Below are 13,798 nucleotides of genomic sequence, written 5' to 3' on the forward strand. Positions count from 1 at the left end.
ATGAATATATGAGCAAATATATAGGTAAATCAGATTATTTTTGATTGCGGGACCGGGAGCAGACTGAATCTTTAAATTCCATATATTTCATTGTAAATGCGTTTGGCGACAACAAGGTCCTCCGTCCCTTGAATGAGGGCTCTTCCATCCGGGAACAAAACGGCTGTTATTTGCTCATCCCGCCGATAACGGATGAGAAACGGATTTTGCTCGACCTTACCAGCCTGCCTGAGCCTTGCGGCTAACGCATCCATATTGATTTTGCTGTTTTGCCGCGGCGAAATCTGCATCGTGTTGCGCCCGCACAGCGATACAGCTGCCGATTCCAGCTCATTGTCATCCAGGTAGCTGTATTGATGCCGGGAGCAAGCCGGGCAGTCGCTGCGCTTGGATTTGGAGACATTCAGCGGGGTGTAGCGGTGCTGCCACAGATCTGCCTGGAACAAAGTGCCGTGCATGGCCGCAGCATTGCCGCTAAGCCACTTGAGCGCTTCTGCTGCCTGCATGGAGGCAATCAGATCGACGGCAGGGGAAATAACGCCAGCCGTTTCGCACGTGTCTACAGAGCCTGCAGCAGGCGGTACAGGGAACAGACAGCGGAAGCATGGCGTTTGTTCCGGAATGAAGGACATGGTCATGCCGGATGCGCCGACGACTCCTCCGTAGATCCAGGGAATCTCCAGCTTCAAACTGATATCGTTAATCAAATAACGAACGGAGAAATTATCGGATCCGTCTATAATAAGATCGACCCCGTCCAGAATTTCTTCCGCGTTTGCGCTTGTCAGATCAAGGATCATCGGTTCGATGCGTACAGAGCTGTTGATGCTTCTCAGCCGCTCTGCCGCCGCGGCCGCCTTGGGCAGCATGCGCTGCACATCCTCTTCTGTGTACAGCATCTGCCGCTGCAGGTTGCTCCATTCCACTACATCGCGGTCAATGATGCGGATTCGGCCGATGCCTGACCGTACAAGATGCTGGGCTGCAACGCTTCCGAGCGCGCCCATGCCGACTACGGCAGCGCTGCTCTCACCGATGCTTCGCTGCCCCGCTGCCCCGATAGGAGCGAAGCGGATCTGTCTGGAGTAGCGATCAGCAGAAGCGGGGGGCTGCTCCGCTGACCTGGAATTGTAATCTGTGCTGTCCTTATCGTGAAAAGTCATGCGGAGCCTCCTAAAGTTTTTCTGCGCGCTGCCCGAAACAGTTTCCCTGACAAAGACAGAAAAACGGTTTCGGAATCATGGACTGCGTTTTTTCACTGCACTGCCGATACAGCATCTCCGACAGACAGAACAACTTCATAGGATCCAAAGCTGGTTTTTAGCCGCAGCTGCTTTATAATGGTGGGGCGATGGGATTCCAGGGGCCTTGCTGGTGGCCTTTCCATTCCGAGCCGTCTTCCCATATCTCCCGTTTCCATATCGGCACTATTTCCTTAAGCCGTTCAATGGCGTATCTGCTTGCTTCATAGCAGGCATCCCGATGGGGTGTCGAGATCGCGATGACAACGCTGATTTCGGCAATGTCGACTACACCGATGCGATGCCCGATTGCACAACGCGCGCCCGGCCATTTCTGCGACACTTCATCGCCGATTTGCCGAAGCATTTTGAGCGCCATGGGTATATAAGCCTCATACTCCAAACGGACCGTCCGCTGCCCCTCGGTCCATTCTCTTGTGGTGCCCGTAAACGTTAAGGTGGCTCCATTCTCGGGCGCGATGACTTTAGCGGTGATTGTCTCAACAGACAGCGGCTGCTCCGTGACGGCAAACAAACCATTGTCCGCATCTGCGGCAGGCACCGGCTCTCCGCCGGAGACGGGAGGGAGCAGAGCAAGCTCGTCCGTGCATTTCACAATATCGTCATCAGCGGCATAGGACTGGTTGGAGGCCATGAATGAGGCTGTTATTAACGATTCATGTGCGGGATATCGGACAATCAGAGCTTGTTTCAACGCACTGACAGGGATTTGGTCTTCTTCAAGCTGCAGACGGATTGCCGGTTCTGCCAATCGCTCAGCCAGGCCGGCGAACAACTGAATATTCCATTGATTGCTCATGTTTTAACCTCTCGTATCTTCGTTAATGATCTCTACAGCATACCATAATCATTTGAAAAATGTTATGCTAGAAGCAGCTACATGAAGGGGAGTGCGGACTATGCCGGGGTTAACGGATCGGTTCGAACGTGTTCATGATTATTTGCGAATATCCGTGACGGACCGTTGTAACTTACGCTGTTTATACTGCATGCCGGAAGAAGGCGTTGAATTTGCTCCTTCCTCCGATTTGCTGTCTTATGATCATATAGTTGAGGTTGTTGAGGTGGGCGCGAGCCTCGGTATTTCAAAGCTGCGCATTACAGGAGGCGAGCCGCTTGTGCGTCCAGGCCTGGACGGACTGGTGCGCCGGTTGGCGGCAATTCCCGGTATTCGCGATATATCGCTGACAACCAACGGTGTTCTGCTGGCAGATCAAGCCGGGGCGCTGAGAGAAGCCGGAGTCAACCGGGTAAATATCAGTCTGGATACGCTCGATCCGGCACGGTTTCAGTTTATTGCCAGACGAGGGGATTTGAAAAGGGTCATGGCCGGCATTGAAGCCTCGGCGAAAGTGGGTTTCAGCCCGATAAAGCTCAATTGCGTGCTGCTTAAGGGCGTCAACGAGGATGAAATCGGTGATTTTCTTCAGATGGCTTATGAGCATCCGCTGCATGTCCGTTTTATTGAGTACATGCCGATCGGGCACGCCGACGAAAATTGGAAAAATCATTATTTGCCTTTAACGCGTGTTCTGGAAATTGCCCGGGAACGCAAACTTGATATAGAACGCCTGGACTCTATTATCGGGAACGGTCCTTCCGAGGATTATCGCATTGCAGGCGGACTGGGCTCGTTTGGCCTGATTCATCCCGTCAGCGATCACTTCTGCCAAAGATGTAACCGTCTGAGATTGACGGCGGATGGGAGCATTAAGCCCTGCCTGTACTGGGTGGATGAGCTTAGCGTAAAGCCTGCGCTTGGAAATCCGGAGGCGCTGCGTGCCGTATATATGCGGGCGATGGATATCAAGCCGCTTAATCATGAGATGGCAGCCAAGCTGTCTGACGAAGCCCAAAGCCACGAGCCTACCGCAAGGAGAATGTCCCAAATCGGCGGTTAGGGTCTCACAATTGCGAAAGTAGAGTACAGATTATAGCTGGAGGAATAATAAATGAGTATTTCCCGAACGATAATGATTGACCATTTCGGTCAACCGCTGCGTGAAACGTCCCCGGAGCAGATGGCTTTGCTTGCGGGGAATGTTTTTGCCTTGTCGGAGCGTGTGCCGGAAGCAGGGGGAGATGCCTTTGATTTTGCAGCCTGGTATGCCGCCTGGCGCACCTTGCAGGGAATCGGGCAGCAGACTCCGGAGCCCAGTCATCTTAAAGTGGAAGGTGCGGATTCCTTTGAAGCGGTCATTCCTTGGGAACAGCTTGCGGAAGCTGCCGTTCAATATGCGATAGGGGGGCAGCCGCTGCAGAAGGGCGGGCCTATCCGGCTCTATGTTCCAAACGGCTCAAGCGCATGTCTGAACGTAAAAAGCGTGGTCATGTGCCGTTTTCTGCATGAGGAAGCAAGCAGGGGGGAAGTCTCGTATGGATTCAAAAGCACGTTTTCTCCGCAAGATATGCGAATAAAGCGGTAATCCCTTATAACCCGGGAGGCAGGCATGAAAGAAACATCGACTGGTGCGCCTGAAGTCGTTCTGTTGCACAGCAACGACGTTCACAGCCGCTTGGAACTGGCGGCAAAAATGTCCACTTACATTGCAGAAACAAGGCGTACATATGGAAGCGACCACGTGCTCGCTCTGGATATCGGCGATCATATGGACCGCATGAGAATTGAGACGGAGGCCAGTGACGGCCTTGTGAATATAGAGCTTTTGAATGAGGCGGGCTATGAGGCGGTAACTCTCGGAAACAATGAGGGTTTAACCTTTACGCATGAGCAATTGGATGATGCTTACCGCGAACATGCGCGCTTTCAGACGATCTGTGCCAATATGCACCAAAAATCAAGCGGCGAGAGGCCTTCATGGCTGCAGCCTTCCACGATTATCCAAAAGGGACGTCTCCGGATTGGAATTATTGGAGTTACGGCTGCCTTTGCCGATTTTTATGATCTGCTGGACTGGAATGCCGGCGATCCCATTGACGCGGTTACGGAGCAGGCAGCCGCCCTGAGAGAGCGCGTCGATGTGCTGGTCGTCATGTCGCATCTGGGCTTGGCCTTTGACCGGCAGATGGCGCAGAAAGTCGAAGGCCTCGATTTGATTCTTGGCGGACATACGCATCATCTGCTCGAGGAGCCGGAAGTGATCGGCAGGACCTATATCTGTGCCGCCGGCAAGTTCGGCGACTATATAGGGCGCATTGAGATTGGTCTGGATCCTGTCCTTAAACGTCCATCCTTCCATGTCGAATGCATACCGATGGCCGCATACGAAGAGAAACCCGAAGCCGCCGCCATAATCGGCGGCTTCAAAGCGGCAGGGCAGCGTCGTCTCAGCAGAGTTATTACAAGATTGTCCGAACCGCTGCCGGCAAGAGTTGAGCAGGAATCGCCGCTTTGCAATTTGCTGGCTGCCGGTCTGAGGCGCTGGACAGACTCGGAGATTGGCATCGTCAACACAGGACAGCTTCTGGGCGGACTCGCCAAAGGAGAAGTAACGGCGGGTGAGCTGCACGCGCTGTGTCCTTCTCCCATCAACCCCTGCCGGATGAGATTGGCCGGTCCGGATCTCCTGCGCGCATTGGAAGAAGCCCTTCTTGGGGAATTCATCGATAAGCCGATCCGCGGGTTCGGATTCCGGGGCTATGTTCTTGGCACCTTGGCCGTTGACGGTCTCGAAATAAGCTGGGACCCGGAGGGGCCTCCCTATGGCAAGATCCATTCCCTGACGGTAAACGGGCAGGACTTTGACCCTGATCGTGAATACGTGGTAGGGACGATAGACATGTTTACGTTCGGTGTAGGTTATGAGACAATCAAAAACGGCAAGGACATTCAGTACTTTTTGCCCGAGTTCATTCGGGATGTGCTGGCTTTGGAATTGCAGCATACACAAGCTCTCTTGGATTGCAGAAAGACCCGCTGGACCATGACAGGTACAAATCATGGAACGGCCGATTGACAACTGCCAGAGATGAAGGAGGGAGAACCAGGCTTTTATGGGAGATATTATTAATGCTGTTATTTTAGGAATTGTTGAAGGGCTGACTGAATTTTTGCCGGTATCTTCGTCCGGACACATGATTTTGACCAATAAGCTGCTTGGTTACGCCTCGGATAATCAGATGATCGTTACGTTCGAAATCGTCATCCAACTGGCTGCCATATTGGCAATTGCCCTGATTTACCGGAAGCGTATTGCCAATCTGTTCGGATTGTCACGGCAGACGGAAAGTCTGGGAAGGATTTCCGCTTACCCCAGAGCAAGACGCAAACTTAATCTTATTCATATCGCACTTGGCATTGTGCCCGCAATGCTGTCCGCATTCTTCCTGCGGGATGTTATCAAGGGTGAAGGATTTAACCAGACCCCGGTCCTCTATGCGCTCGTGGTGGGCGGCGTCTACATGATTATAGCCGAGTGGCTCTCAAGTACGAGACGGATTCGCGTCGTATCGGAGACTATTGACGATATTTCCTATAAGCAGGCGTTTATGATCGGAATTCTGCAATGCTTGTCATTATGGCCGGGCTATTCGCGCTCAGGCTCGACGATTGCCGGCGGGATGCTGGTGGGAACCAGCTACAAGGCTGCTGCCGATTTCTCTTTCCTGATGGCGATTCCAATCATGGCGGTGGCGACAGGCTACGAGCTGCTGGACAATTACAAGTTTATTGAAGGGGACAACCTGCCGTTCTTTATTACCGGATTTATTGTATCCTTCGTGGTGGCATGGCTCGTAATCGTATTGTTCCTGAAGCATATTCAAAAGGTGAAGCTGACTCATTTTGCTATCTACCGGTTTATACTGGCAGCTCTGTTCTGGTTCTTCATTATGCGATAAGCGGGAAAAACAGTTGTTTCTTCCTGCTTGACTTTTATCATTCCATGAAAAAGATGATTTTTGTCGATAATTGGCGAATCAGTTATTGCTCTTTTTTCCAAAATAACTTACATTAAAATTACGAGGTCGATTGACATGCCCTCATGATTAGGAAAATTGAAGCAAGCAGGGGTCGATCCGATGCGATTATTGCCCATACATCTATGCCGAGCAGGCATGAAACTAGCCAAAAAGATCTACTCAGAGGAAGGTCTCGTCCTGCTTGCCGAGCAAGTCGAGCTGACCGACAAGCTGATATCCAGACTGCGGGAATGCGGCATCAACTTTGTTTATATTCATGATCCCAAAACGGCTGATATAGTTGTTCCCGATCTGATCAGCGATGCGACCAGACATCGGGCGCTTCATGAAATCCGGACTAATTTCCGGGCTATGATGGACAAGCCCAATCGCAAATCCGGGGTTACCTACCCCTACATAGCGAAGCCCTTCCGGCAGGTTATGAATATGGTGATCGACGATCTCACCAGCCAGAAGGATGCCATGCTGATGCTGATGAACATGGGGATCGTGGACGATTATCTGTTTCAGCATTCGCTTAATGTCTGTGTCTATTCCACGATACTAGGCATTGCCAGCGATTATTCGCGCGACGAATTAATGAACATTGGTCTTGGTGCGATGCTCCATGATATCGGCAAAACTCAAATCAGAACCAATGTATTGAAAAAATCGGGTTCTCTGACCCGCGATGAATACGAGGAAATGAAGCGCCACGCTGAACGCGGGTATTATCTGCTGAAGGATGAGCCGAATATCCCGCTGCTGGTCGCCCACTGTGCCTATCAGCACCATGAGAGACTGGATGGCAGCGGCTATCCGAGGGGAATCAAAGGAGATCAAATTCACGAATACGCCAAGTGGATTGGACTCGTGGACTCTTACGATGCTATGACCTCAACCCGCATTTACAAATCTCCGATGCTTCCCCACCAAGCGGTGGAGGCGCTCTATACCGGTACGGGAACGTTGTATGAGCAAAGCATGCTCCAGACGTTCCGGGACAAGGTCGCGATTTACCCTATTGGCGTTACCGTAAAGCTCCAGACCGGTGAGACCGGTGTTGTAGTGGACATTAACGCTTCCTGTCCGCATCGTCCCGTTGTGCGCGTCCTGGAGGACGAACACGGTACGGAGCTGAAGGCGCCGTACGAAGTTGATTTGTCAACCAAGCTGACCATGATGATTTCCGGAGTCAATGAGGATCCCCAGCTGGCGGAAGTAACCGGGGCGTAGGACCCGGGAGGGATAATAGCTGGGAAAAAGAGCCGATAGGGCTCTTTTTTTTAACAACTTTACCCGCCAGAGGATCGTGAGTTATTTTTCTTCTTATAATTATCCATCTTTCGAAATGACGAAATTTGCTGAATCGTTGTTAATTATTTGCAACAATACGCGGCGAATATTACAATGATGGAAATACGAATGATAAAGTCAGGTGCTGAAACTATGCAAAATGTTATACATACAGATCGTACACAGGGTGTTCGACCCGCTTCGCCTGCGGATGATCCGTGGGATCCGATCGTTTCGCTGCGCCAGTTTGGAAGGCATCGTCTGACAAGCGTGGAGATGACTATTTCCAATCTATGCAATATGCGATGCGAGCATTGCGCGGTGGGGGATACGCTCGTTATGGCTGAGCCAGGCAAGCTGCCTTTGGAGATGATGCTGCGCAGGCTGGATGAAATCGAGCATTTGCAGACGATCAGCATTACCGGTGGCGAGCCCACATTTTCTGGCAAAACAGTGAAGGAATATCTGATTCCACTGTTCAAATACGCCCGCAGCCGGGGGATCCGATCGCAAATCAATTCCAACATCACATTGGATTACAGCCGGTACGAGGAGATTGCCCCGTTCCTGGATGTGATGCATATTTCGTTCAATTACACCAACGCCGACGATTTTCACGAAGTCGGTTTTGCCAAAAGCGGTCATCCCGTTGCCCGTGAAACGGCTGCCCGGATGTATGAGCGAATGCTCAGCAATGCAAGCAAATTAAGCAAGGGCGGTCTCTTCGTCTCCGCTGAATCCATGATCAATTTCCGGACGCATGAGAAAATGGCCGAGATTCATCAGCTTATTGTGCAGATGGGCTGCCAGCGTCATGAGGTACATCCGATGTACCCAAGTGCTTTCGCTTCCGATTTACCGGTTATAAATAAAGAGGAGATGCGCAGAGCTATCCTGCACCTGCTGGATCATCGGGATTCTTCCCTGTGGATGCTGTTTGGCACCCTGCCGTTCTTTCACTGCAGTGAGGAGGCCGAGGACCGCAATCTGCTGGCAAGACTTGCGGCGGAACCGAACGTAACGGTTCGCAATGATCCGGACGGGCGGAACCGTCTCAACGTGAATCTGTTCACGGGAGATGTATTCGTGACAGATTTCTCTGATGTGCCGGCTTTCGGCAACATCAGCACAGACCGGCTCGATGAATTGTTCGAGCGCTGGCTTGCCCATCCGCTGGCGGGCAGCGTTAACTGCCACTGCCCGGCTGCAGCCTGCTGCGGACCAAATTTATTGGTTAAAGACATGTACTACAGGGAAGTGGATTTTCTGGCTCGAAAAGCTATCCTTTAGATTGGATGAGAGGAGCGGACCACCCTATTGGGACATTTTGACGCAGGCGAGATTGTCTGGAATTTAATTATTGTTTTTGTCCTTGTTTTGTTGAATGGTTTTTTTGTGGCAGCGGAGTTTTCGCTCGTGAAGGTCCGGTTATCCAGACTGACGCAGCTCTCCAATGAGGGGAATAAGCGCGCGAAATATGCCCTTAAGGTGAACAGCAGGCTGGACACTTACTTATCGGCAACGCAGCTCGGGATTACCCTTGCTTCTCTTGGACTTGGCTGGGTAGGCGAGCCTGCCATATCCGATCTGATTGTGGAACCGCTGCTTCACGAATTCGGGCTGAGCGACTCAACGGTTATTTCCTCCATATCCGTCGTTATCGGTTTTCTTGTCATTACTTTCCTGCATATTGTGCTTGGCGAGCTTGCGCCTAAGACGCTTGCCATTCAGAAGTCGGAGTCCACTTCCCTGTGGGCATCGATGCCGCTGCTGCTGTTTTATCGTATTTTTCTCCCGGCAATCTGGCTGCTCAACGGCTCCGCCAACCGATTGCTCAGGCTGATTGGTGTGAAACCGGCAAGCGAGCATGATTCGGCCCATACGGAAGAAGAGATCCGTATTCTGATGAATCAAAGCGCGGTCAGCGGCATCATCGACAAGGATGAGCTGAAGCTGTTTGACAATATTTTTGAGTTTTCCGACAGGCTGGCCCGCGAAGTGATGCTGCCTCGCACCGATATGGATTGTCTCTATGCCGATATCGATTTTGCCGAGAATATGAAGACGGTCTATGCAACCAAACATACGCGTTTCCCGGTCTGTGTCGAGGATAAAGACCAGCTGATCGGATTTGTACATATTACGGATTTGCTGACGGCCGATCCGGATGAGGAGCATACCCTGCACAAGTTTCTTCGTCCCATCCTGAATGTTCCCGAATCGATGGAAATCAGTCATGTGCTGAAGCTGATGCAGCGCAAGCACTCGCAGTTGGCGATTGTTGTGGATGAATATGGCGGAACGGCGGGCATGCTCACGACTGAACTGATTCTTGAAGAGATCGTCGGGGAGATTCATGACGAATTCGATACGGAACAGCCAAGTGTTGTGGTCAAGGGGGATGTCACCTCTGTAGATGGCCGGATGCTGATTGAAGATGTGAATGACATGTTTAATCTGGATATCGAGGATGATGATGTCGATTCCATAGGAGGCTGGTTGTTCACCCGTCTTGAAGGCAACCCCGTCAAAGGAAAGAAGGTCGAGCATAAGCACTATGTGTTTGAAGTAGCGGAAAGCGAGCGGCTCAGAGTGCTGCGCGTCAATATTTTTCGTCTACAAAGGGATGAACTGCTGGAGATCGAAGCTCCCGGTGAAGATTGATTCTACTGGACGGCTTATTACTTGGCTGCTCTTCTTATAAGAGCATGGAGATGGCAGCGTGATTGTTGAGTTACAGTCTGCGCCGCTATGAATAAAAAGCAATCTGCATTGTGAATGCAGATTGCTTTTTTTGCGTTTTCACTCTCATGGAGGCAATCAACGAGGCGGATGGATATGAAAGAAATGGACAACTTATGCAAATTTTTGGTGAAAAAACAGAATTAATCTTCCTGAATGAGAACAAAATCTGGGCTCTTGTCATATGCTTACTAAAGGAATGCCTGAAAAATGGGCTCTCGAAGGACGAATCCGAAGGCAGAAAGAAGGAGGAGCCAAGGTGAATTTGAAGCAAACCCGAGAATGGTATCCGTTTGTCGGCCCGTTTGATCCCTGTCCCCCAAAATATGTGAAAACCTATGTCGTGCCCCCTAATCAGTATTTTACCTACCAGCCCATGAATTTACCGCAATTTTCATTGTCCGAGGCATTGAAGGTGGGAACGCTGTGGCCTGCTTTCTTCAGTCCCTATGAATCCAGATGCGGGAAGGGGGCCTAGCAGAAGCCATGAATAAACCGGATGAGAATTATTACCGCAAGCTGCTTGAGCTTCAGCAGCTGGATTTTGCTCTGGTCGAATTAACACTTTATTTGGATACCCATCCCAATGATATGCAGATTTTGCAGCAGTTTAACCAGCTTGTCCAGCAGAGGCAGCACTGCGCCCATGAGTTTGAGATGCAGTATGGGCCTTTGCTCCAGTTTGGCCACAGTTATTCCAAATATCCATGGCAATGGATTGAGACTCCATGGCCTTGGCAGGTGTGATCCATCTCGCCCATTGCGTGTAAAAGCACCTCAAAAGCGTTTAACCGGTCAGGAGGGATGTATGGAATGTGGATTTATGATAAAAAGCTCCAATACCCGGTGCGGGTCAGTAAATGCGACCCGAGGGTGGCGAAATATCTTGTCGAGCAATATGGGGGCGCGGATGGGGAGTTGTCGGCAGCGCTGCGATACTTAAATCAAAGGTATACGATACCGGATAAGGTAGTCGGATTATTAACGGACATAGGAACCGAGGAATTTGCCCATCTGGAAATGATTGCCACAATGATCTATAAGCTCACGAAGGATGCTACTCCTGCGCAGCTGGAGGCAGCCGGGTTAGGGGAGCATTTTGCCAATCATGACAGCGCGCTGTTCTATAACAATGCATCGGGGGTGCCTTGGACTGCTGCCTATATTGCTGCCAAGGGTGATCCCCTTGCGGATTTGTATGAGGATATCGCAGCTGAGGAGAAGGCCAGGGCTACTTATCAATGGATTATCGATATGACTGACGATGTGGATCTGCAGGACAGCCTGAAGTTCCTGAGAGAACGGGAAATCATTCATTCTTTGCGCTTCAGGGAAGCGGTGGAAATCATCAAGATGGACAGGGATACGAAGAAGGTCTATTAAGTTTAATAAGACCAGGCTGCGCGCACTGAAAAGTTTTGCAACCGGAGAATCCTGCCCACTTGGGCCGGGTTCTTTTTGCGATGGTCAAGGGAGTCGATAGATGACTGCTGACGCTTGCATTATCGAGATCGAATGCTGTTGGAATACCACTGTTATTGGCATGTGAAGTCGATGATCGAAACTTTTGCCTCTCCCGCTTCGTCAAGTATGAAGCGCGGCAACAGCAGAAAAGAGGCGATTAAACGCAAATGAATACGAAGATTTCAACTTCAAGAGCGTCATCGAATAGAAAAACATCACCCACGCGCTCTGCTGCACCTTCGCGAAAGCGTGCCAGGAAGCGTAAATCCCGTTTTGCGCGGATTGCGGGATATTTGCTGCTAACTGCGTTTCTGGCAGGAATCTCTGGACTTGGCTGGATGTTCTTCACAGAATCGGGCAATAATTTTCGCTACTTGGTAGCAGACACGTTAATCACTACGCAGCATCGGCAATGGGCCAAATATATAATCGGACAGAAGGCACTGGATCAGAGAGTTCAGGAATACCAGAACCGGTTTAATCAAATGGGAGAGGAACGCGACAGCCACACTATTCAGCTTCCGGCAGGCACAGGGGATCAATCCGGACAGGTGGAGCAGAAACCGCTGGTTCAAATTGAAACCATTTCCGGTCCGAGCTACAAAGGGTATTTGATGATCGTAAATGATCCCACCAAAATCCGTCTCGGCGTACCGGAAAAGGCCGGCAAGGGGGAGAAAGTATCCAGCATGGTGAAGCGGACCGGGGCAATCGCCGGTGTGAACGGCGGCGGATTTGCCGATCCCAACTGGCAAGGAAACGGATTCCAGCCGATCGGGCTTGTGATTTCGCAGGGGAAGGTGTACTACGAGGATTTGGGTGGCAAGAAATCGACGCAGATCGTCGGCATTGACGGGAAGGGCAAGATGATAGCCGGCAAATATTCGCTTGCTGAAATTCAATCCATGGGAGTCAAAGAAGCCGTTACGTTCCAGCCGCGGATCATCGTCAATGGCAAGGGCTTGATCAAGAATGCCAAGGACGGTTGGGGAATCGCGCCGCGCACGGCGATGGGGCAGCGTGCGGACGGAGCCATAATGTTTGTCGTGATTGACGGAAGGCAGCCAGGCCACAGCATTGGCGCGAATCTGTACGATGTGCAGCAAATCATGCTGAAGCATGGCGCGGTCATAGCCGCAAATTTGGACGGAGGCTCCTCGACAGTGCTCGTGAAGGACAATCACATCCTGAACAAGCCTTCCTCCGAGCATGGCGAGCGGTATCTGCCGACGGCATTTCTGGTCTTTGATCATCCCGAGCAGGTAGATATCCCTAATATTTGGAATGGATTAGGACCAGAGGATATCGACCCGGCCAAGTGGTAGACCGGCAAGGATAACTTGGTTTCGAGCTTGCACGATTCTGCTCTTTTCCATTATCATTATGGGAGACTTGGAAGGAGAGCGAAGGAACTTGCCAAACGAAAGCAGATTGATGAAGCCGCAGGCGCTTATATTTGATATGGATGGTACTTTGTTCGAGACGGACACGCTGCTTCTGGGCGTTCATGAACGGATTTTCCAGACTTTGCGGGAGGAAGGGTTGTTCCACGAGCCGACGCCTCCGGTGGAGCGGCTGCTTGGCTGTCTGGGAATGCTGCTGGAGGATATATGGAAATCGGTTATGCCGGGCAGCTCGGAAGCGGCCAGAAAACGTGCGGATGTGCTGCTGCTGCAGTATGAAGTGGAAGGTCTGGAAGCAGGCGAGGGTTCACTCTATCCGCATGTGGAGAACACTTTGCGGCAGCTGAAGGCCAATGGATACAAGCTGTTTGTTGCCAGCAACGGGCTTGAACGGTATGTCAGGGAAATTGTCCGGCTAAAATCGCTAACTGAGCTGTTCGACGGCTTGTACAGCGCTGGCGAATATCAGACGTCAACGAAGGTTGATCTGGTTGCCCGCCTTATGGAGGATCATGGTCTTGATTATGCCTGGATGATTGGAGACCGCTCCTCCGATGTGGAAGCGGGCAGAGGCAACGGGCTGGGAGTGGTTGGCTGCGCTTATGCCGTGTACGGCCGCCAGGAGGAGCTGAGCGGGGCGGATGCGCTGATCGGAGATTTCCGCCAGCTGCTGGAGCTCGTAGGCAATGCGGAATCCCGTACCGCCGAAACGGGGGCCTAGAAGCGGGAGCGATACGTTCTGACTCTGGTGGCATGGTATGATACAATCAA

General features: G+C 51.3%; 14 protein-coding genes. 12 read left to right on the top strand and 2 right to left on the bottom strand.

The genetic code is table 11. The features are described from left to right. Positions 1–71: 71 nt before the first annotated feature. Both AC0YOA_RS06720 and AC0YOA_RS06725 read right to left on the bottom strand, forming a co-directional pair. Positions 72–1,163 carry a ThiF family adenylyltransferase gene (locus tag AC0YOA_RS06720; protein WP_475785961.1) on the bottom strand — a complete coding sequence of 364 codons (1,092 nt, stop codon included), beginning with the start codon at positions 1,161–1,163 and terminating at the stop codon, positions 72–74. Between the two features lie 172 nt (positions 1,164–1,335). Then, positions 1,336–2,061 (bottom strand): molybdenum cofactor biosynthesis protein, encoded by a 726-nt coding sequence (locus AC0YOA_RS06725; RefSeq protein WP_475785962.1) that lies wholly within the window; start codon positions 2,059–2,061, stop codon positions 1,336–1,338. A gap of 100 nt (positions 2,062–2,161) precedes the next feature. On the opposite strand from AC0YOA_RS06725, the gene moaA reads away from it, so the two are divergent. The 12 genes from moaA (at position 2,162) to AC0YOA_RS06785 (ending at position 13,748) form a co-directional block, all read left to right on the top strand. Continuing rightward, on the top strand, positions 2,162–3,163 hold the full coding sequence (moaA, locus tag AC0YOA_RS06730; protein WP_210038505.1) for a GTP 3',8-cyclase MoaA: 1,002 nt from the start codon (positions 2,162–2,164) through the stop codon (positions 3,161–3,163). 51 nt (positions 3,164–3,214) lie between these two features. Next, entirely contained in the window at positions 3,215–3,688 is a 474-nt protein-coding gene (locus tag AC0YOA_RS06735) for a hypothetical protein (protein WP_475785963.1), read from the top strand. 24 nt (positions 3,689–3,712) lie between these two features. After that, positions 3,713–5,179 carry a bifunctional metallophosphatase/5'-nucleotidase gene (locus AC0YOA_RS06740; protein WP_475785964.1) on the top strand — a complete coding sequence of 489 codons (1,467 nt, stop codon included), beginning with the start codon at positions 3,713–3,715 and terminating at the stop codon, positions 5,177–5,179. Between the two features lie 37 nt (positions 5,180–5,216). Beyond that, the gene (locus AC0YOA_RS06745) at positions 5,217–6,062 is read left to right on the top strand and encodes an undecaprenyl-diphosphate phosphatase (protein ID WP_210038508.1); all 846 of its coding nucleotides are present in this window, start codon (positions 5,217–5,219) and stop codon (positions 6,060–6,062) included. A gap of 180 nt (positions 6,063–6,242) precedes the next feature. Then, on the top strand, positions 6,243–7,358 hold the full coding sequence (locus AC0YOA_RS06750) for an HD-GYP domain-containing protein (RefSeq protein WP_475785965.1): 1,116 nt from the start codon (positions 6,243–6,245) through the stop codon (positions 7,356–7,358). A 213-nt stretch (positions 7,359–7,571) separates the two neighbouring features. Further along, positions 7,572–8,708 carry a radical SAM/CxCxxxxC motif protein YfkAB gene (yfkAB, locus tag AC0YOA_RS06755; protein ID WP_475785966.1) on the top strand — a complete coding sequence of 379 codons (1,137 nt, stop codon included), beginning with the start codon at positions 7,572–7,574 and terminating at the stop codon, positions 8,706–8,708. 27 nt (positions 8,709–8,735) lie between these two features. Next, on the top strand, positions 8,736–10,082 hold the full coding sequence (locus tag AC0YOA_RS06760; RefSeq protein ID WP_475785967.1) for a hemolysin family protein: 1,347 nt from the start codon (positions 8,736–8,738) through the stop codon (positions 10,080–10,082). A gap of 337 nt (positions 10,083–10,419) precedes the next feature. Next, positions 10,420–10,638 (top strand): spore coat associated protein CotJA, encoded by a 219-nt coding sequence (locus AC0YOA_RS06765; protein WP_210038512.1) that lies wholly within the window; start codon positions 10,420–10,422, stop codon positions 10,636–10,638. Positions 10,639–10,646: 8 nt separating this feature from the next. Further along, positions 10,647–10,907 (top strand): spore coat protein CotJB, encoded by a 261-nt coding sequence (locus AC0YOA_RS06770; protein WP_210038513.1) that lies wholly within the window; start codon positions 10,647–10,649, stop codon positions 10,905–10,907. 66 nt (positions 10,908–10,973) lie between these two features. Next, positions 10,974–11,543 (top strand): manganese catalase family protein, encoded by a 570-nt coding sequence (locus tag AC0YOA_RS06775; protein ID WP_210038514.1) that lies wholly within the window; start codon positions 10,974–10,976, stop codon positions 11,541–11,543. A 248-nt stretch (positions 11,544–11,791) separates the two neighbouring features. After that, positions 11,792–12,949, top strand: coding sequence for a phosphodiester glycosidase family protein (locus AC0YOA_RS06780; protein ID WP_475785968.1), 1,158 nt, complete (start codon positions 11,792–11,794; stop codon positions 12,947–12,949). A gap of 109 nt (positions 12,950–13,058) precedes the next feature. Beyond that, positions 13,059–13,748: an HAD family hydrolase gene (locus tag AC0YOA_RS06785; RefSeq protein ID WP_475786622.1), complete on the top strand. Its 690-nt coding sequence runs from the start codon at positions 13,059–13,061 to the stop codon at positions 13,746–13,748. The last annotated feature ends 50 nt before the right edge of the window (positions 13,749–13,798 follow it).

This window comes from Paenibacillus sp. JT22N12 (genome assembly GCF_056269365.1).